The organism is Chryseobacterium turcicum, assembly GCF_021010565.1.
Lineage (GTDB): Bacteria > Bacteroidota > Bacteroidia > Flavobacteriales > Weeksellaceae > Chryseobacterium > Chryseobacterium turcicum.
The window spans coordinates 810,169-835,064 of record NZ_JAJNAY010000002.1; the positions used below are offsets into that span (position 1 = coordinate 810,169).

Annotated in this window: 16 protein-coding genes and 1 riboswitch; of the genes, 3 read left to right on the forward strand and 13 right to left on the reverse strand. The window is 33.7% G+C overall.

Annotated elements, in window-relative coordinates; all coding sequences use genetic code 11:
- Positions 1 to 88 precede the first annotated feature (88 nt).
- From LO744_RS18450 to folE, 5 genes are all read right to left on the reverse strand, one after another.
- Entirely contained in the window at positions 89 to 2,734 is a 2,646-nt protein-coding gene (locus tag LO744_RS18450) for a 4-alpha-glucanotransferase (RefSeq protein WP_230672040.1), read from the reverse strand.
- A 126-nt stretch (positions 2,735 to 2,860) separates the two neighbouring features.
- Positions 2,861 to 4,024, reverse strand: coding sequence for a T9SS type A sorting domain-containing protein (locus LO744_RS18455; protein WP_230672042.1), 1,164 nt, complete (start codon positions 4,022 to 4,024; stop codon positions 2,861 to 2,863).
- Between the two features lie 167 nt (positions 4,025 to 4,191).
- Positions 4,192 to 5,586, reverse strand: coding sequence for a T9SS type A sorting domain-containing protein (locus LO744_RS18460; RefSeq protein WP_230672044.1), 1,395 nt, complete (start codon positions 5,584 to 5,586; stop codon positions 4,192 to 4,194).
- Between the two features lie 94 nt (positions 5,587 to 5,680).
- The gene (cysS, locus tag LO744_RS18465; protein WP_230672046.1) at positions 5,681 to 7,147 is read right to left on the reverse strand and encodes a cysteine--tRNA ligase; all 1,467 of its coding nucleotides are present in this window, start codon (positions 7,145 to 7,147) and stop codon (positions 5,681 to 5,683) included.
- Positions 7,148 to 7,278: 131 nt separating this feature from the next.
- Entirely contained in the window at positions 7,279 to 7,947 is a 669-nt protein-coding gene (gene folE, locus LO744_RS18470) for a GTP cyclohydrolase I FolE (protein WP_066678416.1), read from the reverse strand.
- A gap of 99 nt (positions 7,948 to 8,046) precedes the next feature.
- Here folE and LO744_RS18475 point away from each other — a divergent pair, with 99 nt between their 5' ends.
- A complete protein-coding gene (locus LO744_RS18475; RefSeq protein WP_230672048.1) occupies positions 8,047 to 9,198 on the forward strand; it encodes a hypothetical protein in 1,152 nt (383 codons plus the stop codon).
- A 92-nt stretch (positions 9,199 to 9,290) separates the two neighbouring features.
- Here LO744_RS18475 and metF read toward each other — a convergent pair whose 3' ends face one another.
- From metF to LO744_RS20505, 6 genes are all read right to left on the reverse strand, one after another.
- Positions 9,291 to 10,250 carry a methylenetetrahydrofolate reductase [NAD(P)H] gene (gene metF, locus LO744_RS18480; RefSeq protein ID WP_230672050.1) on the reverse strand — a complete coding sequence of 320 codons (960 nt, stop codon included), beginning with the start codon at positions 10,248 to 10,250 and terminating at the stop codon, positions 9,291 to 9,293.
- 40 nt (positions 10,251 to 10,290) lie between these two features.
- Complete coding sequence (metH, locus tag LO744_RS18485; RefSeq protein ID WP_230672052.1) at positions 10,291 to 12,957, reverse strand: methionine synthase; 2,667 nt, start codon at positions 12,955 to 12,957, stop codon at positions 10,291 to 10,293.
- Between the two features lie 91 nt (positions 12,958 to 13,048).
- Positions 13,049 to 14,059 (reverse strand): homocysteine S-methyltransferase family protein, encoded by a 1,011-nt coding sequence (locus tag LO744_RS18490; protein WP_230672054.1) that lies wholly within the window; start codon positions 14,057 to 14,059, stop codon positions 13,049 to 13,051.
- 254 nt (positions 14,060 to 14,313) lie between these two features.
- Complete coding sequence (locus LO744_RS18495) at positions 14,314 to 15,474, reverse strand: O-succinylhomoserine sulfhydrylase (RefSeq protein ID WP_230672056.1); 1,161 nt, start codon at positions 15,472 to 15,474, stop codon at positions 14,314 to 14,316.
- Between the two features lie 125 nt (positions 15,475 to 15,599).
- Positions 15,600 to 17,141 carry an ACT domain-containing protein gene (locus LO744_RS20500; RefSeq protein ID WP_230672059.1) on the reverse strand — a complete coding sequence of 514 codons (1,542 nt, stop codon included), beginning with the start codon at positions 17,139 to 17,141 and terminating at the stop codon, positions 15,600 to 15,602.
- Between the two features lie 54 nt (positions 17,142 to 17,195).
- Positions 17,196 to 18,134, reverse strand: a complete 939-nt coding sequence (locus LO744_RS20505) for an alpha/beta fold hydrolase (RefSeq protein WP_230672061.1) — start codon at positions 18,132 to 18,134, stop codon at positions 17,196 to 17,198.
- Between the two features lie 61 nt (positions 18,135 to 18,195).
- A riboswitch (SAM riboswitch) is annotated at positions 18,196 to 18,307 on the reverse strand.
- Positions 18,308 to 18,494: 187 nt separating this feature from the next.
- Between LO744_RS20505 and LO744_RS18510 the strand changes: the two genes are divergently transcribed.
- Both LO744_RS18510 and LO744_RS18515 read left to right on the forward strand, forming a co-directional pair.
- Positions 18,495 to 21,107 carry an MGH1-like glycoside hydrolase domain-containing protein gene (locus LO744_RS18510; RefSeq protein ID WP_230672063.1) on the forward strand — a complete coding sequence of 871 codons (2,613 nt, stop codon included), beginning with the start codon at positions 18,495 to 18,497 and terminating at the stop codon, positions 21,105 to 21,107.
- A gap of 183 nt (positions 21,108 to 21,290) precedes the next feature.
- Entirely contained in the window at positions 21,291 to 22,973 is a 1,683-nt protein-coding gene (locus LO744_RS18515; RefSeq protein WP_230672065.1) for a T9SS type A sorting domain-containing protein, read from the forward strand.
- 67 nt (positions 22,974 to 23,040) lie between these two features.
- Here the strand turns inward: LO744_RS18515 and LO744_RS18520 are convergent, their stop codons facing one another.
- Complete coding sequence (locus LO744_RS18520) at positions 23,041 to 23,460, reverse strand: OsmC family protein (RefSeq protein ID WP_230672067.1); 420 nt, start codon at positions 23,458 to 23,460, stop codon at positions 23,041 to 23,043.
- 73 nt (positions 23,461 to 23,533) lie between these two features.
- Entirely contained in the window at positions 23,534 to 24,448 is a 915-nt protein-coding gene (locus LO744_RS18525; protein ID WP_230672069.1) for a hypothetical protein, read from the reverse strand.
- Between the last annotated feature and the right edge of the window lie 448 nt (positions 24,449 to 24,896).

The window sequence follows — 24,896 nt, forward strand, 5'->3', positions numbered from 1 at the left end:
ATGTAGATAAAAAAAAGAAGTTAAATCAAGGGATAAAACTTCTTCTTAAATATTTTTAATGAATTGATTTTCAGACCTATAATTTTAATTATTTTCTACCACTTTCATGAATCCAATTTGAAATATTTTGATTAAACTCTAAATTATCTGTTAAATTCTCAATATTTATATGCATTCTGTAACGCCAATAGTGTGGAAATACTGCAGGATTATTAATTCTCTCATTATCAATCTTTGGATTGACTAAATTCTCATCCATTGCAAAGAACTCCTGAATTGGAAAAATCGCCAACATCGCATCGTTGTAAAGATGCTGCTTCATGATAATTTCAGCCAAATAAGGCTCTAAATCATCAGGCGCTTTTCCCTGTTGATTCAATTGTTGGTTAAAATAAGTTTGCGTTACCTGGGGGTTTTCTTTCCACCATTGTCGAAGCGTAGAGCTATCGTGAGAAGAGGCCGTTACCACATTCAAATATTTTGCTTTTTTAGGATTATAAAACGGAATATTCCCTGAAGGCATTCTCTGAACTTTTAGCGCAACAATCGCCAATTCATCCATCACTTCAGGGATACAATCGGGAATCATTCCTAAATCTTCACCGCAAATCAACATATCTGTTGCATTTAAAATGACAGGAAGTTTTTCCATTGCTTTTTGTTTCCACAAATAGTCTTGTCTTTTAAAGAAATAATCCTGATAAAGCTCGTAAATAGACCTTCTTTCTCCATCAGAAAGATATTGATATGATTCTGTTTTAAAAGCATTAAATCTTGGATGATAAACCGTTTTCCCATTTTTTTCTTCAGTTAAAAACAAAACATTTGCACATAGTGAAGTCAATTTTTCAGAAATATCTTCAGGTTTATCTTTAAAATAATCAACTAATTTTCTTTGAGTATTAAACTGTTCTTTAAATTGATAATTTCCGTTAGAGTTTTTATTGATAAACTCTAAAGCTTTAAAGGTTTCTTCTCCAAAATATTTCCACAAAATCTCATCATTGATAAACGGGTTACAATATCTTTCAAAATCGAACGGAATATGTCTCGCTTTAAATTCATCAAAAAGTACCGGCACTGCAGGATAAAAATATCCTAAAATACCCTGAGTCGCAGAAATAGGCATTCTCCAAATTCTGAAAAACCCTAGAATATGATCAATCCTCATCGCATCAAAATACTGTTCTAAAGCTTTGAATCTGTTTTTCCACCATCTGTAATCGTCTGCTTTCATCGCCTCCCAATTGTAAGTCGGAAATTCCCAATTTTGTCCGATTTCTGTAAATTGATCTGGCGGAGCTCCAGCCTGAAAATCCATACCAAACAAATCTGGTTCTGCCCATGCTTCTACAGAATATCTGTAAATTCCGATTGGCAAATCTCCTTTTAACGAAATTCCTAAACGATGAATATAGTCAAGAGCATCTTTCAACTGTTTATGAAGCTGAAACTGTACCCATACATGCAGCATTGAAGCATCATAATCTTTATTTTTTGGTGAGAAAAATGGTGAAATTTTACCTGCTATATATTTTTTGTGGGTTTTCCATTCTGTAAAATTTGGGGTTTTATATTTGTCTCTCAACACACAAAACGCAGAATAAGGCAAAAGCCATTCTTCATTATCTTTTATGAATTTTTTAAAATTTCTGTCTTTATAAATCTTCTCTTTTTCAATAGTAAAAATAGTTTTAAGATATTTCCATTTTGCGGAAATCACCTTTTCGTAATCAATTAAATCTAAAGAATTTAATGCTAATTTTTCAGCTTGGTATTCTTCAACTAATTCATTCGGTAAACTAAAATATAAGCTTTCAATTGAAATATACTGCGGATGTAAAGCGTAAACGGAAACTGCGGCATAAGGATACGAATCTGTCCATGAATAATTAGCAGTGGTATCATTAATCGGTAAAACCTGAATAATTCCTAAAGAAGTTTTGCTTGCCCAATCTGCCAGTTTTTTTAAATCTGAAAATTCTCCTACTCCGAAACTATTTTCGGTTCGTAATGAAAATACAGGAACTGCAACTCCTGCATCGTGATACATTTGATAAGACTTAAACCTGAAATAATGATTGGCAACAATCTGCAAAACATCTTTCTGCAGATTAGGAATTGTTGATCTGTTTTCACCGTTTTCTATATCAATTATTTTTCCTTCTGTTTGATTGAAGATTGCATATTTATATTGAATCAACTGAATTTCCGGAATATCAACAGAGGCTTCCCAAATTCCGAAATCTGTCTGAGATAGATGAATAGCATTTTCATAGCTCCAATTCCCTAAAGAAGCCGTATTTCCTATTAAAACAATTTCCCAATTCGGATTATAAATAGGTGCTTCAATTCTGAATACATGAGTATGTTTTTTTAAAACTGCAATTTTTCGTGGAATGAATTGACTGAGTTTATTTCTGAGAATTTTATTATTCAAATAATTTTCAGGAAAATTTTTGTTATTCCATTCATCAAAAATTAAAAACTCTTTGTAGTTATGAGAAAAATTCAAATGATGCTGAACAAATTCTTCACGCAAAACATTTCCTCTTTCATCTTTGAGTTGATATTTATATACCATTGATTTCGAAAAAAAATCTACTTCACATTTCCATAAATCGTCAGCATAAAACATCATATAACTTCGATTGGCAGAATCTTTTTCATCAATAAGCAATTCTAGTTTTTCGCCGGGTTTTGCATGATATTCAATATTAAAATATAATTTCATCGATGTCTATTTTCCTTAAAAATACGCTTAAAAATTGAAAAACAAGCTGTTACAATATCAAATATTCATTAAAAAACCTTTCCTCAATATTGAGAAAAGGTCTTAAAATATTATAAAAAAGTGAATTTACTTAGTTACTAAAATTTTCTTAGACAATAAGTTTTTACCAGATTCTCCTGTAATGCTCACTACATACGTTCCGGTCACCAAATTTCTAAGGTGAATCTGTTGATTAAGGCTTCCATCTTTTACCAACAAGCTTGTATTCAACACCGATTTTCCGGAAACATCAAAAATATTCAGTTTGATATTTCCTTTTATTGCTTTATCATTTACATTTACGGTAATCGTCTGCTCATCAACTTTAGTTGGGTAGATATCAATATTTGCCAACGTATTGACAACGGCAACTCTATCATTCGCAAAATATTTACTTGCCAAATCATAAATATGCAGATTTTGCTCACCAAGAAGTTGTTTTGCTTCGAGATTATTAAGATTTAGTTCATACAAAGCAGCTCCTTTTGCACTTGCAATCACCACTTTTCCTTTAGAATTTACAGCAGCTCCATTCACAGAATATGCTTCGGGTAGACCTGTAATTTTTCCAACGAATTTTGCTTTTAATTCTTTAGTTGAAACTTTAAATACATTTCCAGATGCTGAAAAAACGTAGAAATTATTATCGGCATCGGCAATCATATCACCTCCAAAACCAGTTTCCATTGCCGTGAATGAATTTTTACCGTTTGAAGCATCATCCTTAATAATCCCAAGGTCATTTACCACATACTGATTATTCTTTTTACTTATTTGAATAAATTGTGTCCCTGAATTATTGATGGCGTAAATATTACCATCATAACCATTCGTCATTCTTGTAATATGTGAATTGATATCGCAAGATGTCACTCTCGCAACAGAATTTTCAACTAAAGTAATCTCTTTTGTTTTTTGATTTAAAACATAAATATTAGATGAAAACATAGGCATATACACCAAATTATTGCCCGAAGAATCATAAGCTAAAGCCGCCAAAGTCATAGCCTGAGCATGATTATATGAATTTTTGTCTTCAGTAATTGAAGCTTTTCTTGATTGAGAAACTACTTTTGCTTCTGAAGAAACATTAAAAATGCTTTCACCGGAAGTTCCATCTGAATTCATCGTACGGAAATCACTGAACTCAATTCTTGGAGAATTTTTACCTGTCAAAGCAAAAAAATCTTGCTGTGCATTGATTGTATTTCCAAGTAATAGTAAGATAATAGGGAATAAATGTTTTTTCATGTGTTAATTTTTATTTGTAATTGTTTTAGTCTTACTAAGTTAAATAATTTTCTTGAATAAGAGAATAAAAAAACTCTCAAAACAAAAGTAATGAGAGCATTATATTTTTCGAGCAAACCGAAAATAAGATTTTATCTTTTTTCAATACAACACATCATTCAAAATATTTATTCTTTAATGAATTTTCTATAATGAAGAACGCCTTGATGCAATACAGAAACAGAATATACTCCTTTGCTAAGTCCTGAAACATTTATTCTATTATCTGCACTTTTTCCCTGCCAAATTAATCTTCCGGAAAAATCCCAAATAGAAAATGAATCTAATAAAATTTTTGATTTAATATGCAGATAATCCCCTGTAGGAATAGGGTAAATGGCAAAAATATCAGAATCATTTCCTGTTCCTGGTTGAGGATTGCCCGGATTTTGGGGAGTTCCTGGATTCTGAGGAGTTCCTGGATTTTGAGGATCAATTGGTCTTCCAGCTAATTTTACGATTCTCCAATAATCATCCCATCCACCTAAACCATCCCATCCAAAAGCAAAAGTGGCATCAATTCCTTTTGACTTTACATTTCCTCTACCTATATTATTAATAAGAACCCATGTAAGACCACCATCAATACTATATTTAGACCCCCTTAAGCTTCCTGGATTATAGCTCCCAGATACAGCAATTAAAATATCAGTATTGGGGATTTTTTCCAAAAAGGTTTGTCGACCAAATCCAGGATCTCCTATGTATTGTTCTGTTAAAAAGCCATCCGTCGTTTTATATAGTTTTCCAGTATTGTAATCTGTAAAATATGCCGTATTAGCATCAATAATTGCAAAATGCCCTAAACTTTTACTATCAACATCATAATGAGATGAAGTATAAGGTGTTTGTGTTACCGTCCATGTTGTGCCCTTATCATTAGTTTTAATCATCTCACCATCACTAGAGCCAAACCAAAAAGAATCACCCAAATCATCTTTTATATATCTAGGAATTTGATTAGGTTTTGAATTCGTAAGCAAAGCACCTCCTTTCGGAATCCATGTCACTCCACCATCTGTAGTTTTAAATATCTCGATTTTTTTAGCACCATTAGTATTCATATCTGGATAACAAACCACAATTCCGACATTTACATCCCAAAAATGTACATAAGTTAATCCTGTAGCAAAGTCTTTTATTGGAATCCAAGAATTACCTCCATCAGTTGTTCTGTATAGACGGCCTCTTCCTATATTATTCTGGAAGGTAGTTCCTAAAAAGGCAACATTTTCTGAAGCTGCAAAAAAATCTGTAACTCTAAAATTATAGTCATTGTATTGAAATACTGCGGGTATCGCATTCCAAGTAGCTCCCCCATTCGTACTTTTTGTGAAGGCTACTTTGCCATTAGTATTCCAATAATTAGCCCAAATAACCTGCTCGTTAACAATACTGTAATGAATAGAAACATTGTCGACACTTGAAGGATATACTGTATTCATTTTCTGCCAACTAAATTGAGAAAACAATACCAGATATGAAAAGAGCAAAAGAATAAAAGAAAATAGTTTTTTTATCATAGTTAATAGTTTTAGTTGATATTTCTCAAAGCTAATAAAAAATCCCTTTCAAATGATTAATTTGAAAGGGATCTAAATTTTAAGAATAAGAAGACTAAGAAATAGAGTATGTAGTTCCCTCTCTTCCGTCTTTTAGCTCAATTCCTTCAGCCAGAAGTTTATCTCTAATTTGGTCTGAAAGGTCAAAATTCTTAGATTTTCTTGCCTGATTTCTCAACTCAATTAAGACTTGCAAGGTCTGATCTAATTTTTCATTATTATTTTCTTCAATATTTTGTAGTCCTAAAACATCAAAAACGAAAGCATTTATTGTTGATTTTAAATCTTCTAAATCTTGAGTAGAAATTGTCTCTTTTTCATCTTTTAAAGCAAAAATAAATTTCACAGCTTCAAATAAATGAGCAATCAGAACCGGTGAATTAAAATCATCGGTTAATGCATCATACGCTTTCGTCTTCCAATCCTTCAGATTAAAGCCAGATTGTTTTTCATCATTTGGAGTGATTGAATTTAATATTTTTAACGCTTCCATCAATCGGCTGAAACCTTTTTCACTTGCCAACATGGCATCATTAGAAATATCTAAAACACTTCTATAATGTGCCTGTAAAAAGCAAAAACGAACAATCGCAGGATGAAAAGATTTTTCAAAAAAATCATTTTCACCAGAAACCAACTGCATTGGTAAAATATAATTTCCTGTTGACTTACTCATACGCTGAGAATTCATTGTCAACATATTGGCATGCATCCAGTAATTTACCGGAGAAGCTCCATTGCAAGCTTTTCCTTGGGCAATTTCACATTCGTGATGCGGGAATTTTAAATCCATTCCCCCTCCATGAATATCAAACGTTTCACCTAAGTATTTTGTACTCATTGCAGTACATTCTAGATGCCATCCCGGAAAACCTTCTCCCCAAGGAGAATTCCAACGCATGATGTGCGCAGGAGAGGCTTTTTTCCACAATGCAAAATCTTGAGGATTTTTCTTTTCACCTTGTCCGTCTAAATCTCTTGTGTTGGCAAAAAGTTCTTCGATATTACGTTTTGATAATTCTCCGTAATTCAAGCCTCTTGCATTATACTCCAATACATCAAAATAAACCGAACCATTACTTTCGTAGGCAAAACCTGTTTCAATTAATTTTTGAGTTAGTTCAATTTGCTCTACGATATGCCCCGTTGCTGTAGGCTCAATATTCGGTGGCAATAAATTGAACATATCTAAAACCTTGTGAAAATCGACAGTATATTTCTGTACAATTTCCATAGGTTCTAATTTTTCTAAACGGGTTTGTTTAACGAAACGGTCATTATTCACATCTCCGTCATCGGTAAGGTGACCTGCATCGGTGATATTTCTTACATATCTTACTTTATACCCAAGATGAGTTAAACTTCTATAGATAAAGTCGAAAGAGAGGAAAGTTCTCACATTTCCCAAATGCACATTGCTGTAAACAGTGGGTCCACAAACGTACATTCCTATATTTCCTTCTAAAATTGGTTTAAATATTTCTTTTTCGCCTGTAAGCGAGTTATATATTTTTAATTGCATTTATTTTTAATTAAAAGATTTAATGATTTTAAGATTCAAAAATTAGATAAAACAAATTGTGTCACAACAAATAATGGTTGTGATGAAAATCTTGTTTGAAACTTTTTTAAATTTTATCATTATTTTATATTTTAATAATCCAGTTTTGCATGACTTCCTACGTAATGAAGGAATTCTTGTCTTGTAATAGGATTGGTTCTGAAAATTCCGCTTAATTCTGCAGTAATCGTAGAACTTGCTGTATCTTTTATTCCTCTGCAATTTACACAAAGATGTTTTGCATCAATAATACAGGCTACATTTTGTGTTCCCAATGCATCTTTTAATGCATCCACAATCTGCATAGTCAATCTTTCTTGTACCTGCGGCCTTTTCGCATAATAATCAACAATTCTATTAATCTTTGAAAGGCCTATTACTTCACCGCTAGAAATATAAGCAACGTGCGCTCTTCCTATAATCGGTAAAAAATGATGTTCACAGAATGAATAGACTGTAATATCTTTTTCCACCAACATCTGGCGATATTTGTATTTATTTGAAAAGGTAGAAATTCCTGGCTTATTTTCGGGAAGCAAACCTCCAAAAATTTCATTAACATACATTTTCGCAACTCTTTTCGGAGAATCTTTTAAAGAATCATCAGTCATATCAAGACCCAATGTTTCCATAATTTCACCAAAAAGCTCGGTAATTTTTTCTATTTTTTCCTGTGGCGATTTCTCAAAAGCATCTTCACGGATTGGCGTATGCTCTTTCCCTGTAAAAATATCATCATCGTTATCGGTAAAATCAACCATTTTAAATAATTTTTCAACAAAAATACGGATAAAATCTTTTCGGCTATTTCAATTTATGCTTAAAAATATTACCTTTCGGTTTTATTCTGCTAAAAAGTTATGATTACTGTTGAAGAAGTACAAAATACCCATCAAAAAAAGGAATTTCTCGATTTCCCCGCAAGACTTTATCAACACGACAAAAACTATATAAGACCTTTAGACAAAGACATTAACGATGTTTTTAATCCTGAAAAAAATAAGTTTTACAAAAACGGAGAGTGCATAAGATTTTTATTTAAAAATAAATCTGAAACGGTAGGAAAAATAGCTGTCTTCATCAATACATCCTACGAACAAAATCAACCCACCGGTGGAATTGGATTTTTCGACTGTATCAACCATCAGGAAACTGCAAATTTTATTTTTAATCATTGCAAAAACTGGCTTCAGGAGAGAGGAATTGAGGCAATGGATGGCCCAATCAATTTTGGAGAACGCGATAAATTTTGGGGACTTCTTATGGAAGGTTTTATCGAACCTTTATATTGCATGAATTATAATTTTCCTTATTACAAAGAGCTTTTTGAGAATTATGGATTTAAAATATATTTTGAACAGCTTTGTTTTTCGAGACCCATTTTTGCAGAAGTTTCAAGAGTTTTCACGGTAATGCATGCAAAACACAGCAAAAATCCTGAGATTTCAGCAAGACCGATGAAAAAAAATAATCTTGAGAAATTTGCAAAAGATTTTACCTTAATTTATAATAAAGCTTGGGCTTCACACGGTGGAGGAAAATGTTTGGAAGAAGTAAAGACCTTGAAAATGTTTAAAAGTATGAAACCCATCATCAATGAACATATTTCTTGGTTTGTATATGAAAATGAAAAACCAGTTGCCATGTGGATGAATATTCCCGACCTTAATCAATGGTTTAAGTATCTGAACGGAAAATTTGGAATTATTGAAAAATTAAAATTCTTATGGGTTAAAAAGTTCAAAAAGAATGAAAAAATGGTGGGTCTAGTTTTTGGAGTTGTCCCTGAATGGCAAAAAAAAGGCCTTGAAGGATATATGATTTGGGAAGGTACACAACATCTAAGAAAACATACCGATTTTACAACCACTGAGCTACAATGGATTGGTGATTTCAATCCTAAAATGATAAAAATAGCAGAAAATCTTGACACTACCGTTACTAGAAAATTGGCAACATACCGCTATTTGTTTGATGAGAATAAGGTGTTTGAGAGACACCCTATTTTGTGAAAATTTTCGGTAATACGTTTTGTTTGATACTACCGAAAATCTTGATGATTAACTCATACAACACGTATTAAATGCTGTACTAATACATTTATTTAAAATAGCTCACCCGCTACTTTCTTAATATTATCACTTTTTCCCATTGAGTAAAAATGCAAAACTGGCACTTGAAAATCTAATAATTCTCTGCATTGATTGATTGCCCATTCAATACCTATTTGTTTTACGGCTTCGTTATTTTTTGCGCTCTCAACAGCATTAATCAAATCTTCAGGTAAATCTATTTTGAAAACCTGTGGTAATAATTTCAGATGTTTTTTCGTCGCAATAGGTTTAATTCCGGGAATAATTGGAACAGTAATCCCCATTTCTCTTGCTTTAGTAACAAACTCAATATATTTTTTATTATCAAAAAACATCTGCGTTACAATGTAATCTGCACCTGCATCTACTTTTTGTTTCAGCCACTTTAGGTCATAATTCATTGAAGGAGCTTCCATATGTTTCTCGGGATAACCGGCAACACCAATGCAAAACTTGTTGTGCTCATCACAAATTTGCTCATCATTATGAAGGTATTTTCCGCGTCCTAAATTATTGATTTGATTGACTAAATCCATTGCACTGGCATGACCACCCAACGTTGGCTCAAAATACTGATGCCCTTTCATTGCATCACCACGAAGAGCCATAATATTGTCGATTCCGAGATACATACAATCTACCAAAAGATACTCTGTTTCTTCTTTTGTAAAACCTCCGCAAAGCAGATGTGGAACCGTATCTACATTGTATTTATGTTGAATAGCTGCACAAATCCCCAAAGTTCCGGGGCGCATTCTGGTAATTCTTCGCTCCATTAAACCATTTCCTTTGTCGATATAAATATATTCTTCTCGGGAAGTCGTTACATCAATAAATGGCGGTTTAAATTCCATTAAAGGATCAATGTTTTTATATAAATCTTCAATCCCGATTCCCTTTTGAGGTGGAACAACTTCGAGGGAAAATAAAGTTTTCCCATTGGCATTTTTTATATGATCTATGATTTTCATTTAATAAATAATAGTAAGTTTTAATTTTTTAAAAGAACTTTTAAATTCCGTCTGCTAAATTTGGAGAAAGCCATTTTTTTGCTTCTCTCAAAGAAATACCCTTTCGTGTGGAGTATTCTTTCACCTGCTCTTCTGTAATTTTTCCTAAACCAAAATATTTGGCATGTGGGCTTCCGAAATAGTATCCAGAAACTGCTGCTGTTGGGAACATCGCTAAGCTTTCAGTCAGATAAACTCCAATATTTTCTTTCACTTTCAACAAATCCCAAATCGCATGTTTTTCCAGATGATCAGGACACGCAGGATAACCAGGAGCAGGACGAATTCCTTTGTATTTTTCGGCAATTAATTCTTCATTACTTAAACTTTCCTGATTGGCGTAACCCCAATATTCGGTACGAACCTTTTTATGTAAAAATTCGGCGTAAGCTTCCGCAAAACGGTCGGCGATTGCTTTTACCATGATAGCATTATAATCGTCATTATCTTTTTCGTACTGATTCGACAATTCATCAGTTCCAAAACCTGTCGTCACACAAAAAGCGCCCATATAATCGGTTTTTCCGGTACTTTGAGGAGCAATAAAATCACTTAATGCCAAATAATCTTTTCCTTTTGATTTTTGAACCTGTTGTCTTAGCGTTAAAAATTTAACTTGCTCCTTATTATTTTCATCATAAATTAAAATATCATCCGTTTCATTGGAGTTAGCTTTAAAAATTCCGAAAATAGCTTTTGCTATTAATAGCTTTTCATCAACAATTTTCTTTAAAATTTTCTGCCCGTCTGCAAATAATTCTTTGGCTTGTTCACCCACAACCTCATCTTCAAGAATGTTTGGATATTTCCCGTGCAAATCCCAGCTTCTGAAAAACGGAGACCAATCAATAAAAGGAATCAATTCTTCCAAGTCCTGATTTTCAAAAACCTGAACTCCTAATTGATTGGGGGTAAATATTTCTTCGTTGTCCCAATCGATTTTAAATTTATCGGCTCTAGCTTGTTCCAGAGAAACATACTCTTTATCAACCTGCCTGTTCAGAAACTTTTCTCTAAAATCTGAGTAATCAGTTTTTAAATCTTCCACATATTCTTTATTACGGTCGCCCAACAAAGAACTCACCACATTTACCGCTCTGGAAGCATCATTCACATGAACGACAGCATTTTTATATTTTAAATCAATTTTAACTGCAGTATGCGCTTTTGAAGTAGTTGCACCACCGATTAATAAAGGAAAATTAAGGTTCTGACGCTCCAATTCTGAGGCGATATATACCATTTCGTCTAAACTTGGGGTAATTAAACCACTTAAACCGATGACATCAACCTGATGTTCAATGGCTGCCTGAATAATTTTTTCTGCAGGAACCATTACGCCCAAATCGACAATTTCATAATTGTTACAGCCCAAAACTACACTCACTATATTTTTACCTATATCGTGAACATCCCCTTTTACGGTTGCCATTAAAATTTTTCCGTTGGCTTTTTGTTTTTCGTCTTTTTCAGCTTCAATAAAAGGTTGCAGATATGCCACTGCTTTTTTCATGACACGGGCAGATTTTACGACCTGCGGAAGGAACATTTTTCCGCTCCCAAAAAGATCTCCTACAACGCCCATTCCAGTCATCAAATTGATTTCAATAACGTGAAGTGGTCTTTCAGCCTGCTGTCGTGCTTCTTCTACATCTTCTTCAATAAAACGGTCGATTCCTTTCACCAAAGAATGCGTAATTCTCTCCTGCAATGAATGAGTACGCCATTCTAATTCTTCAACTTTTTCTTTTTTTACCGACTTATTTCGTTCAGAATAATCTAAAAGACGCTCTGTAGCGTCATCTCTTTTATCAAGAATTACATCTTCAACGAGTTGTAAAAGTTCTTTATTAATTTCATCATAAACCTCAAGCATTGCCGGATTTACAATTCCGATATTCATTCCGGCCTGAATGGCGTGATAAAGAAAAACTGAGTGCATCGCTTCTCGTACTGTATCATTTCCTCGGAAAGAGAACGAAACATTCGAAACACCACCACTTACTGAAGCATAAGGAAGATTTTGGCGAACCCAACGTGTAGCTTCGATGAAATCGATTGCGTTTCTGCGATGTTCTTCCATCCCGGTTGCCACAGGAAATATATTTAAATCGAAAATAATATCTTCAGCAGGAAATTTAACCTCATCAACCAAAATATCATACGATCTTTTGGTGATTTCGAGCCTTCTTTCGTAATTATCAGCTTGCCCTACTTCATCAAAAGCCATCACAATAACGGCAGCTCCGTATCGTTTGATTGTTTTTGCGTGTTTTACAAACTCTTCTTTACCTTCTTTTAAACTGATAGAATTTACTACACATTTTCCCTGAACAACCTGCAGACCCGCTTCCAAAATTTCCCACTTGGAAGAATCTACCATGATTGGAATTTTGGAAATATCCGGTTCAGAACCGATAAGATTCAGGAATTTAATCATGGAAGCCTTTCCATCAATCAAACCGTCGTCAAAATTAACGTCCAGAATCTGAGCGCCACCATCAACCTGATCTCTGGCAATATCTAAAGCTTCAGAGAATTTTTCTTCTTTGATTAACCTTAAAAACTTTTTTGATCCGGCAACATTCGTTCTTTCACCAACGTTGATGAAATTACTTTCGGGAGTTATAATTAAAGGCTCTAAGCCCGATAATCTTAAATATTTCATAGTTTAATTTATCAATGTATCAATGTAACAGTTTACCAATTAGACTCTTTATTTTATTAAGAACAAAACTGATTGTTACATTGATAAATTATTAGATTGCTACATTAACTCTTCTTGGTTCATATTTATCAACCAAATCAGCGATTGCTTTGATATGTTCTGGCGTTGTACCACAACATCCACCGATAATATTGATTAATCCTTTTTCTACATATTCTCTGATTTGCTCTGCCATAAATTCGGGAGATTCATCATATTGCCCGAAAGCATTGGGTAAACCGGCATTAGGATATGCCGAAATATGGAATTCAGAATTATGAGCTAAAGTCTCTAAATAAGGCGTTAATTGGTTTGCACCCAAAGCGCAATTGAAACCTACGCTCAATAAATTAAGATGTGAAACGGAAATCAAAAATGCTTCAGCGGTTTGTCCGCTTAACGTTCTTCCTGATGCATCAGTTATGGTTCCTGAAACCATAATTGGAATTTCAATTCCTCTTTCTTCCTGAATTTCGTCAATGGCAAAAAGTGCTGCTTTTGCGTTTAATGTATCAAAAATAGTTTCTACCAAAAGAATATCTGAACCTCCGTCTAATAAAGCTTCGGATTGTTGTTTGTAAGCAAGCCTTAATTCTTCAAAAGTGATTGCACGAAAACCAGGGTCATTCACATCCGGACTTAAACTTGCCGTTCTGTTTGTTGGACCAATAGAACCCGCTACAAATCTTGGTTTATTCGGATTTTGAGCAGTGAACTCATCACAAACTTTTCTGGCAATTTTTGCAGATTCGTAATTCAGTTCGTAGACCAAATCTTCCATATGGTAATCTGCCATCGCAATTGTAGTTCCCGAAAATGTATTGGTTTCCAAAATATCGGCTCCAGATTCGAGGTATTTTCTATGAACTTCTTGAATAGCATCTGGCTGCGTTAAAGAAAGTAAATCGTTATTTCCTTTTACAGGATGTTCCCAGTCTTTGAAACGTTCGCCGCGATAGTCTTCTTCTTCAAATTTATATCGTTGAAGCATTGTTCCCATAGCTCCGTCGAGAATTAAAATTCTTTCGGATAATGCTTTGTATAATTGTTCTGAATTTTTCATTTTTTTCATTTTAATAGGATTGCATCCTATTCTGATTTAAATCGTCCTTTCAGGACTTTTTATTTATTTCAAACTTTTTATAAGCCTTGTCAAGGCTGGTTTTGCGCTGAATCTTTGCAGCCCGGCTTGAGCAGGAGTCCTTCGACAAGCTCAGGATAAATTCAGGCGGATAAGCTGCCCAAATTAATTTAAGTTTTGGCTAAAGCCTTTCTTTATACATCTTCTAGAATGGGCTAAAGCCCATCCCTACTGAATTAATCTAATGCCTGTTTTAAATCTGCAATGATATCATCCACATTTTCTAAACCTACCGAACAACGAACCAAACCTGCTGTAATCCCGACCTCATTTCTTTCTTCATCAGAAAGTTTGGAATGCGTTGTGGAAGCAGGATGTGTAACGATTGTTCTGGTATCTCCCAAGTTTGCAGAAAGCGAACACATTTTTATTTTATCTAAAAATTTTCGTCCGCCTTCAATACCACCTTTGATTTCGAAAGCCACGATATTTCCGCCCAGTTTCATCTGCTTTTTTGCGACTTCATAGCTTGGATGAGATGGCAAAAAAGGATATTTCGTTAATTCTACATTCGGATGGTTTTCTAAGAATTGAGCAACTTTTAATGCATTTTCACAATGTTTTTCTACTCGGATTGCCAAAGTCTCTAAACTTTTAGACAAAACCCAAGCATTAAAGGGAGACATTGCAGGACCTGTATTTCTTGCGAAAAGATAAATTTCACGGATTAAATCTTCTCTTCCAACTGCTACTCCACCTAAAACACGACCTTGACCGTCAATTAATTTTGTAGCGGAATGCACCACGATGTCGGCTCCATATTTTATCGGTTGTTGTAAATATGGCGTTGCGAAACAGTTATCCACAATGAAAATAAGATTATATTTCTTTGCAATCTGTCCGAAAAATTCTAAATCTAATACTTCAATCGCCGGATTGGTTGGCGTTTCCAAGTACAAGATTTTTGTATTGGGTTGAATGTATTGTTCTACATTTAGGGCATCTTCTGCTTTAAAATACGTTGTTTCAATATTCCATTTTGGGAAATATTTTGTAAACAATGTATGAGTAGAACCGAAAACCGACTGACAACTTACGATATGATCGCCTGAATTTAACAACGCTGCAAATGTTGAATAAATCGCCGCCATTCCTGTAGCGAAGGCATAACCAGCTTCTGCGCCTTCCATTTTTGCAATTTTATCTGTAAATTCTGTAACATTGGGATTTGAAAATCGGCTATACAGATTTTTAGATTTTTCATCAGCAAAACTTGCTCTCATATCTTCGGCATCTTCAAAAACAAAGCTTGAGGTAAGGTATAACGGCGTAGAATGCTCATCAAACTGAGTTCTTTCGGTTTGGGTTCTTATAGCAAGGGTTTCGAAATTTTCCATATTTTTTGAAAATGTAACAATGTATCAGTCTAGCAATGTAATAATGAGATGCTTCGACAAGCTCAGCATGACAATTGTAATAAATATTGGTAAACTGCTACATTATTAAATTGTTATATTAATTATTATTTTGTTTCACTAAGTCTTAAAATATCTCCGAAAACTCCTCTGGCTGTAACTTTTGCTCCGGCACCGGCTCCCATGATGACGATTGGGTTTTCGCCATAACTTTCGGTGTAGATTTCAAAAATAGAATCTGAACCTTTCAGTTGTCCTAAAGCGGAACTTGCAGGGACAGAAATTAGTTTTACATCGAGATTGCCTTTTTCTTTTTGTAAATCTCCGTGCAAGTCTCCTACATATCTTAAAACGTGACCAGGCTCTTGGTTTTTCTTAATCTTATCGTATTCTTCATCCAACTCTTCCAATCTCGAAAGAAATTCTTGTTTTGATACGGAAAGTAAAGCTTCAGGAACTAGATTTTGGATGTTGATATCATTAAATTCATTAATTAAATCTAATTCTCTCGCCAAGATTAATAATTTTCTTGCTACATCATTTCCTGATAAATCTTCCCTTGGGTCTGGTTCTGTAAAACCTTTTTCTAAAGCTTCGTTAACGATGGTTGAAAACTTATCATCTCTCAAAGAGAAGTTATTAAAAACATAACTTAATGTTCCTGAAAAAACACCTTTTATTCTCGTAATATTTTCACCGGAAAGGTGTAAAAGTTTTATGGTATCTATTAATGGCAAACCTGCGCCAACATTGGTTTCATAAAGATAACGCTTGTTATTTTTGTTCAACGTATATCTTAGTTTACGATATTCTTCAATGGGAAGTGTATTGAAAATTTTATTGGAAGAAACCAAATCAAAACCGTTTTCTGCCAATGCATGATAGTTTTTCACAAAATCTTTACTCGCTGTATTATCAACAACAATAAGATTTTCGAGCTGATTTTCTTTAGAGAAATTAATTAACTCTCCTACTTCAGAAGTTTTTTCAGAAGCAAAAACCTCATCGCTCCATTGATTATCAAAACCTTTTTTGTTAAAAGCTATTTTTCTTGAATTGGCTACCGCAACAACTTTAAGATGTATATTTTTTCTGCGCTTAATTTCTTCCGAAGAATGTAAAACCTGCTCTATTAAAGTCTTTCCTACATTTCCGTGACCAATAATTGCCAAGTGAACTGTTTTTGGTTTTTTGAAAATTTCAGACTCAATGATATTTTTAGTTTTCTCATCCTGAGAAGAAGTCACAACAATATTAATACGTTTTTCACTTGAGTTTTGGTTTAATAACAACGGAAAAACGTTATTTCTTGCCAATTCTGAAAGTATTTTATTTAAATCTTCTGCCACAAAACCGATGACAGAAACATTATTGATGCTGTAAATCTGAGTAACTTTTCCTGATTTTCTTTCTGTTGCAAATTCTTCAATCAGACAGTTTACTGCTTTTTCAGAATCATCTTCATGTACAAGAATTGACAATCCGTTTTCTACTGCCTGCTGAGAAATTATTCCTACACTGATACGGGCAAATGTAAGGGCTTTGAAAACTCTTCCATCGATTCCTATTTCACCCAAAAAATCTTGTCCTTCAAATTTGACAATTGACCTGTTTTTTAAAAACTTTATTTCGTTTGCATTACTTTTCATCTGTAACCTTTTTTATTTCTTCGTAAGACGGAATTACCTTAAACTCCTTTTATCTTACAAAATATTATTTATGATATTATTTAATTGACTGTATTCCATTAAGAAGGCATCATGCCCGTGAACTGATTTGATCTCGTGATAGAAAACATCATCTTTATTCTCCCTTAGCTTTTCAAAGCATTGTCTGATTTCAGAGGCAGGAAAAAACAAATCTGTATCTACAGAGATCATGTGCATTCGTGCCTGAATTTTCTCCAATCTATTTTCGTTTGCATTAATATTCATCAGTAAATGATTCATCAGTTTGTAAGATTTTAAACTAAATCTTTCGGCAAGAGATTCTCCATGATAATTCAGCCAATCTTCAGATTCTAGCTGTTGCTTTTCCGCATTGTATTTATTTTGAAATCTATTGTTTAAAGATTGAGGTGTTCTGTAGCACAACATAGCATGAATTCTGGCTTTTTGTAGCGGCTTATCATTTCCATTCAATAAAAATTTTTGAACGAGACATTGAGCATGTAACCAATCATGAGTTTTAGAATCACAAGCAATTGGAATAAAAATTTCGGCTAAATCTGGCTTTTTCGAAAGCATTTCCCAGCCGATTCCACCACCCAAAGAGCCTCCAATCAGAGCGTATATGTTTTTAATGTTTAAAATTTCAAGACCTTTCAGAAATACATTTGCAATATCTGAAGGTGTAAAATCTGAATATTCGTCAATAAAAAAATCATCATAACCGTTTCCGGGAATATTGAAACAGAGTATCGTATATTTATTTGTATCAATCACCTGATTTTCATCAATCAGTTGTTTCCACCATCCTTTTTCTCCGGTAACATTTGAGTTTCCAGTTAAGGCATGATTTACCAAGATAATGGGTGCAGAAAACAACTCTTTCCCAAAAAGCTGATAGCTTAACGGGATATGGTATTCTCTCTGAGAATCGGTTTTGTACAAAAAGTTAATATGTTGCAGTTCTGTTTTCAAATTATATATTATTAAAAATAAATTTGAAAATGCCATGAGAATGGCTGAAAAGAACTTCAGTAAGTTATCTGTCCAAAATAAATTATTTGGTAGAACGTAGCACCTTCTCTGCTTGCACAAAGGGTTGCTAAGGTTTCATAGGGTCTATATCCCTCAACCTTTCTTGATAACATTTTCAATATGTAAATGAACGAATGGTGCAAAGGTAAAACTTTTTCTTTTAAAAATTAAAAAAAATTAACAAATAAGATAAAACTTAATCCTAGTAAGGTTTTGAGAAGATTGTTAAGAATTATTCAGATTTAAAAAATTGGAAATAGTGAGCAAAAAAAATTAACTTAGCCATGAAAATGGCTGAAAATGAACATCGAAAAGCAAAGATTACAAGATAAAGATTGGAAAAACTGGGGCCCATATGTAAGCAACAGACAATGGGGAAATGTACGTGAAGACTACAGCCCCAATGGAGATGCTTGGCATTTTGCCAACCATGATATTGCAGAAAGCCACACCTATCGTTGGGGAGAAGAAGGCATCGCGGGAATCTCGGACCCAAAACAATTATTCTGTTTTGCGCTTTCATTTTGGAATAAAAAAGATAAAAGAATAAAAGAACGCTTTTTCGGATTGAGTAATCCTCAGGGAAATCACGGCGAAGACATTAAAGAAATTTTCTACTATCTTGATAATACACCTACTCACAGCTATATGAAGATGGTGTATAAATATCCTATCAACGAATTTCCTTATGACGATATCGTCGCAGAAAACGGTCGACGCACAAAAAACCAACCCGAGTATGAACTTTTCGATACCGGAATTTTTGATAAAGATGAATACTTTGACATTTTCATAGAATACTGTAAATCTGATGCCCATGATATTTTAATACGTGTTACCGTTTGTAACAGAAGCAATCAAGCTGCACCGATTGTTATTTTACCAACAGCATGGTTTAGAAACAATTGGAAATGGGGTTATAATGAGTACAAAGGCCAAGTAGCAGGTGGAAAAGAAGGCTGTATCGATGTTCTTCACGACAGTATTCCCATCAAAAAGTTTTATTCGAAAAATAAGAATGCAGAACAGGTTTTCTGTGAGAATGAGACGAACAATCCTAAACTTCATGGCGCTCCGTTTGTAGAAAACGCTTATTACAAAGATGGAATCAACGACTATGTTATTCATCAACAAAATACCGTAAATCCAGAAAAAAAAGGAACAAAAGCCGCGTTTATTATTGATGAAATTATCGAAGCCGGGCAGTCTGAAGTTTTTGAATTTAGATTGTCTCCTTACGATATGGATGATGCTTTTTATCAGTTTGATGACATCTTTAATGCAAGAATAAATGAAGCCAATGAATTTTACGACGAAATTCAACAAGATATATTTAATGACGATGAAAAGAATGTACAGCGACAGGCTTTTGCAGGTCTTCTTTGGAACAAACAATTCTATCATTACAATGTCGGAAAATGGCTGAAAGGTGACCCAAATTATGAAGCTCCGAGAGATTTTAATCATTATGTAAGAAATACGGAGTGGGAACATCTTCACAATAAAGATATCATCTCAATGCCCGATAAATGGGAATACCCTTGGTACGCGACCTGGGATTTGGCGTTTCACTGTGTTCCGTTTGCTATAATTGATGCCGATTTTGCTAAAAACCAATTGCTTTTGTTGACCAAAGAATGGTATATGCATCCCAATGGGCAAATGCCGGCTTATGAATGGAACTTAAGCGATGTCAATCCGCCTGTGCATGCTTGGTCATGCTTCAGAGTTTTTAAAATTGATGAAAAAACAAACGGAAAACCCGACCTTTTATTCCTTGAAAAAGTTTTTCAAAAGCTATTATTAAATTTCACTTGGTGGGTAAATCGAAAAGATAAAAACGGTAAAAATATTTTTGGCGGCGGGTTTTTAGGTTTAGATAATATCGGTGCTTTTGACCGAAATATGGAACTGAAAGATGGTGAACATCTTGAGCAAGCCGACGGAACAAGTTGGATGGCGATGTATGCACTCAACATGATGCGAATTTCTATGGAACTCGCTCAATATTATCAGGTTTATGAAGATATGGCCATTAAGTTTTTTGAGCACTACCTTTATATTGCTGAAGCCATGGAAAATATGGGAGAAGGCAAAGAGGGTCTCTGGAATGAGGAAGACGGCTTCTTTTACGACGTTTTACAGTTGGCAAACGGAGAAAGCGTTTCTCTAAGATTGAGAAGTATTGTAGGTTTAATTCCTTTATTTGCCGTTGAAATTATCGACCATCATTTGCTTAATAAAATGCCTAATTTCCGTGAAAGAATGGAATGGGTTTTAAAAAATAAGCCTGAACTGACGTCTTTAGTATCTCATTGGGATGAAGAAGGAAGTGGCAGAAAACATTTGATGAGTATTCTCCGCAAACAGAGACTTACAAAGGTTTTGACGAGAATGTTGGATGAAAAAGAATTTCTAAGTTCTTATGGAATTCGTGCGATGTCTAAAGTGTATGAAGAAAATCCTTTTGTTTTTACGGTTCACGGCAACAAAAATGTAGTTTATTATACGCCTGCAGAGAGCGACAGCAGAATGTTTGGAGGAAACAGTAATTGGCGCGGACCGATTTGGTTTCCTATCAATTTTCTGATTGTAGAAAGTTTACAGCGTTTCCATTTTTATTATGGAAATAGTCTAAAAGTGGAACTCCCTACAGGAAGTGGCGAAAAGAAAAATCTAGATGAAGTTGCCCAAAATATCAGCGGAAGACTCTGCTCTATTTTCCTGAAAGATGAAAGTGGACAACGGGCTTTTAACGGCGGGAATTATAAATTTAATTATGACCCACACTTCAAAGATTATATTACGTTTTTTGAATATTTCCACGGTGACAATGGTCGCGGTGTAGGGGCATCACACCAAACTGGATGGACGGCAACAGTGGCAAAACTAATGAAGCCAAGATTAGCCTAATCTATTGACCATACACGATTTAAATCCAGAGAAGATTCCCTCTGGGTTCTTTAATACAAAACAATAAATAATTACTATTTTAATGCTTTTTATTAAAATTCATCAATTTTAACAGAAAAAAACCAGCAAAACACTACTATTTAAGTATATTTACACCAATTACTAATAATCAACATATTTATTATGAAAAGAAAACTACAATCTGTTTTTTTGATGGCTTCACTTGCAATGTCCTTTAATCAAGTAAAAGCACAAGAATATCAAATAATACCTATACAAAGTGGATTTAATGCAGATGTGATTGCAAATGGTGTTGGAACGGCCTTAAGCTCTACCAACAACGACGTAGATGGTGTAAGTTATGCGTTTCTATCACGCGATTTTCAATTAACATCAACAAGTACAGCGCTAACGTACGGTTTACCCATCAATAGAATCATCAATACTGCTGTAGCTTCTACCAATGGATTAAGTTATCAACTGGCTCCCTACAACGGAAACAATTCTCTTCGCCTTACCAGCACCACAACTTCCGGAACACTTACTTTTGCAAATCCTACGCCCGCAATTAATTTATATATGCTTGCAACCGGAGGAAGTGGAGCAACAACTGTAGACGCTGTCGTTAATTTTTCAGATACTACAACCCAAACATTTACCGGAATAAGTATCTCTGATTGGTATGGTGGAAGTAATTACGCAATACAAGGAATAGGACGTATTAACCTCAACAACAATAATCTAGAATCAGGAAGTGGAACTAATCCCAGGTTATACCAACTTCCTTTAGCAATCAGCACAGCAAACCAATCAAAAAATATTACTAGTGTAACGATAACAAAAACGGGTACAGGAGGATTGCCAAATATTTTTGCTTTTTCGGCAGATGTATACAATTCTTGTCAATCGCCTACAAATATCACTTCTACAACCACCCCTACCAGCGCCACATTGAGTTGGGTACCTCCATCAAGTACTCCTTCGTCAGGATATGAATATTACTACTCTACTTCTTCAACGGCACCTACCGCTACGACAACACCTACAGGTTCTGTGGCAACAGGAGTAACCTCTGCTCTTTTAAACAGCTTAACAACGGGGCAAACATATTATTTCTGGGTAAGATCAAACTGTGGCTCTATAAAAGGATTCTGGAAAATGAAAGAATTTATTCCCGGACAAGTTTCTGCCACGTTTACTTCTAACGATATCAACACCGCATTTGCAAGTAACGAACCCACAGTATCGTCTACATCAAGTTGCTCAGGAACATTATCTTTAACGATTCCTAGTGGTTATAAAATTGCGTCCACAAAAGTTAATTATACAATGACTGCTCTGGCAGGTGCTTATATGTCTGAGCAAAAAAGCTTATTGATATGCACTACAAACAATACTACAGAATCTACAATATCATCTGCTTCAGGGTCTTCGGGAGGAACTTTCACCTACGAAAGAACAGGTCTAAATTTAGCCAATGATCTTGTAGGAACAGTAGATTTCCAATTGCACGCATGGAGAACTTGGGGTGATGAAAATTTAGGATGTAATGCCTCTTATAATAAAGTTAATAATGGTACTTGGACTGTAACAGTTACTTTAGCACCTCTTAATCTATCAACAAGTGAAATAAAGGCAGAAAAGAAGAATCTAATCTCACCAAATCCTTTCAGCCAAGCTATAAACATTAAAAACTATGAAAAGGTAAAACAGATTGTTATAACAGACGTTTCTGGAAGAAATATAAAATCTATAAACAATCCATCATCTTCAATTCATTTAGGTGATTTAAGATCTGGACTTTATATTTTAAATATGACAATGACAGATGGGACAGTTGAAAATGTAAAAGTCATTAAAAAATAATATTTAACATTCATTAAAAAAGGCTGTACATTTTATAATGTACAGCCTTTTGTTATTAAAATAGTATTTAAACTTTCTCTCCGTTTACAAAAACTTCGTAAGCAATTTCTACATTGGGCTCTAAGGTTTTTGATACAGAACAGTATTTTTCGAAAGATAATTCTGATGCTTTCAATGCTTTTTTAGGGTCGATATTTCCTTCCAACAAAAACTTTACAGTAATTGATTTGAATGGTTTTGCATCATCCACAACAATTCTTTCCCCTTCTACTTCAGCTTTGAAATCTGTAATTTCCTGTCTCTGTTTTTTCAGAATAGAAACTACATCAATTCCACTGCATCCTGCGACTGCCATCAAAACGCTTTCCATTGGTGACACCCCTTTTGCGCCTGGTTGAGATGTATTATCTAATAAAATTGAATTTCCCTGAGCATTGGTACATTCAAATAAAAAATCGTCGTTGAGTCTATTAAGTGTTATTTTCATTGTTGCTTATTTCTTATTACAAAGTTATAAAAAGCTTCTATTCTAGCTAATAAAATTATATTTACTTATCAAATTATAAACTATTGAGCTTCTTTAAAGTGACCTTATTTTTTCTAATGAAAACTTGATAATCACCATTTTTCCTCCTTTCCCAGTTATAAATTATTATGTTTTCAGGATTAATACCGTTTCTAAAAGAAAGTTCTTTATTTTCCCAATTGTTAAAAAACACAGGCTCTCTTAATATAAAATTATTGTTATTTTCTATTTCATTATAGATATCAAAATCTACACAAATAACCCCTTTATCTATTTTATTATTATCGAGTTCAACCTTAATCGTTTTAAAAATATTATTATTAAAATCATTTGCATAAATCCACGAATTTTTAACGCCTAAATTGCTTATCATTAAAACTAAACTGGAAATAGAAAATACAAGAGCTATCCCATTTTTTTTGACTTTAGTTTGCCCTAAGAAATACAGAAGAAAGCATATGGCTGATGTCGTTAAAAACAATCGTACAGCGCCTAAATTGCGATTCTCAAACCCGAATAAAGTCGGCATATAAGTTGAAAAAACAAAAATTCCAAAACTAAAGATAAAACCACAAAATGTTACCATTGCAACTTTTTTTAGTTTTTTTGAATTGAGATGGAAATCAAAGGATTTTAATAAATTAAAAACACCATAAGAGATGAGTAAAGCTATAGCCCACTCAAAAACATTTATCTTCCCAATATTGATAAAACTTCTATAAATTGCAACAAAGTAATCTCTAAAAATCATTTTTCCTGACCAGATTATAATTTTGAAGTTTCTTTGCATATCAAAAATACTAGAGACCGAATCTCTTTGATATGAATTTGTAAAAAAGTAAACCTGTGCAAATTTTCGATAAAAAAAGAGTAATCCTAAAGTCAATAAAGCATATATTATTTTCTTTTTATTTTCTTTAATCAATAAAATATTGATTAAAATTCCCATAAAAAATATCTCATACGATAATATGGAAAGTATAAATAATAGTGAGCTGAGAACTAAATTTTTCTTAACTACGATAAAATAAATACTCAATACATAAAAAATTGTAGCCACATTAGAATTCAACATGATGGGTGAAAACTGTATCGACGTTCCAATAATTGAGACTGCATAAAACAGAATGATTAAACAAGCAACCTCTTTGGATAAAATTTTGCTTAAGACAAAATAAATAGTGAATATAGACAAAGGAAAAAAAAGCAGCCCTAAGAAATATATCTGATTATTATTTTTTGAAAAAAAAGCAATGGTACCCGTTATAAAACCAGATACAGGCCTTGCAGACATTGTAGAAGAATCGATATACGAAATAATGTATTCAAAATAATTCTGGTGTATGTCTTTGGATGAATATAAAATACTTAAATCGTCTGCCAATATAACATTTGAG

Excerpts from the sequence above, each read along its gene's own strand:
- LO744_RS18525 (WP_230672069.1), bottom strand. The coding sequence starts at position 24,448 with ATGGGAATTTTAATCAATATTTTATTGATTAAAGAAAATAAAAAGAAA.
- LO744_RS18510 (WP_230672063.1), top strand. The coding sequence starts at position 18,495 with ATGAACATCGAAAAGCAAAGATTACAAGATAAAGATTGGAAAAACTGG.
- LO744_RS18460 (WP_230672044.1), bottom strand. The coding sequence starts at position 5,586 with ATGATAAAAAAACTATTTTCTTTTATTCTTTTGCTCTTTTCATATCTG.
- folE (WP_066678416.1), bottom strand. The coding sequence starts at position 7,947 with ATGGTTGATTTTACCGATAACGATGATGATATTTTTACAGGGAAAGAG.
- LO744_RS20500 (WP_230672059.1), bottom strand. The coding sequence starts at position 17,141 with ATGAAAAGTAATGCAAACGAAATAAAGTTTTTAAAAAACAGGTCAATT.
- LO744_RS18520 (WP_230672067.1), bottom strand. The coding sequence starts at position 23,460 with ATGAAAATAACACTTAATAGACTCAACGACGATTTTTTATTTGAATGT.
- metH (WP_230672052.1), bottom strand. The coding sequence starts at position 12,957 with ATGAAATATTTAAGATTATCGGGCTTAGAGCCTTTAATTATAACTCCC.
- LO744_RS18495 (WP_230672056.1), bottom strand. The coding sequence starts at position 15,474 with ATGGAAAATTTCGAAACCCTTGCTATAAGAACCCAAACCGAAAGAACT.
- metF (WP_230672050.1), bottom strand. The coding sequence starts at position 10,250 with ATGAAAATCATAGATCATATAAAAAATGCCAATGGGAAAACTTTATTT.
- LO744_RS18475 (WP_230672048.1), top strand. The coding sequence starts at position 8,047 with ATGATTACTGTTGAAGAAGTACAAAATACCCATCAAAAAAAGGAATTT.
- LO744_RS18450 (WP_230672040.1), bottom strand. The coding sequence starts at position 2,734 with ATGAAATTATATTTTAATATTGAATATCATGCAAAACCCGGCGAAAAA.
- LO744_RS18455 (WP_230672042.1), bottom strand. The coding sequence starts at position 4,024 with ATGAAAAAACATTTATTCCCTATTATCTTACTATTACTTGGAAATACA.
- LO744_RS18515 (WP_230672065.1), top strand. The coding sequence starts at position 21,291 with ATGAAAAGAAAACTACAATCTGTTTTTTTGATGGCTTCACTTGCAATG.
- cysS (WP_230672046.1), bottom strand. The coding sequence starts at position 7,147 with ATGCAATTAAAAATATATAACTCGCTTACAGGCGAAAAAGAAATATTT.
- LO744_RS18490 (WP_230672054.1), bottom strand. The coding sequence starts at position 14,059 with ATGAAAAATTCAGAACAATTATACAAAGCATTATCCGAAAGAATTTTA.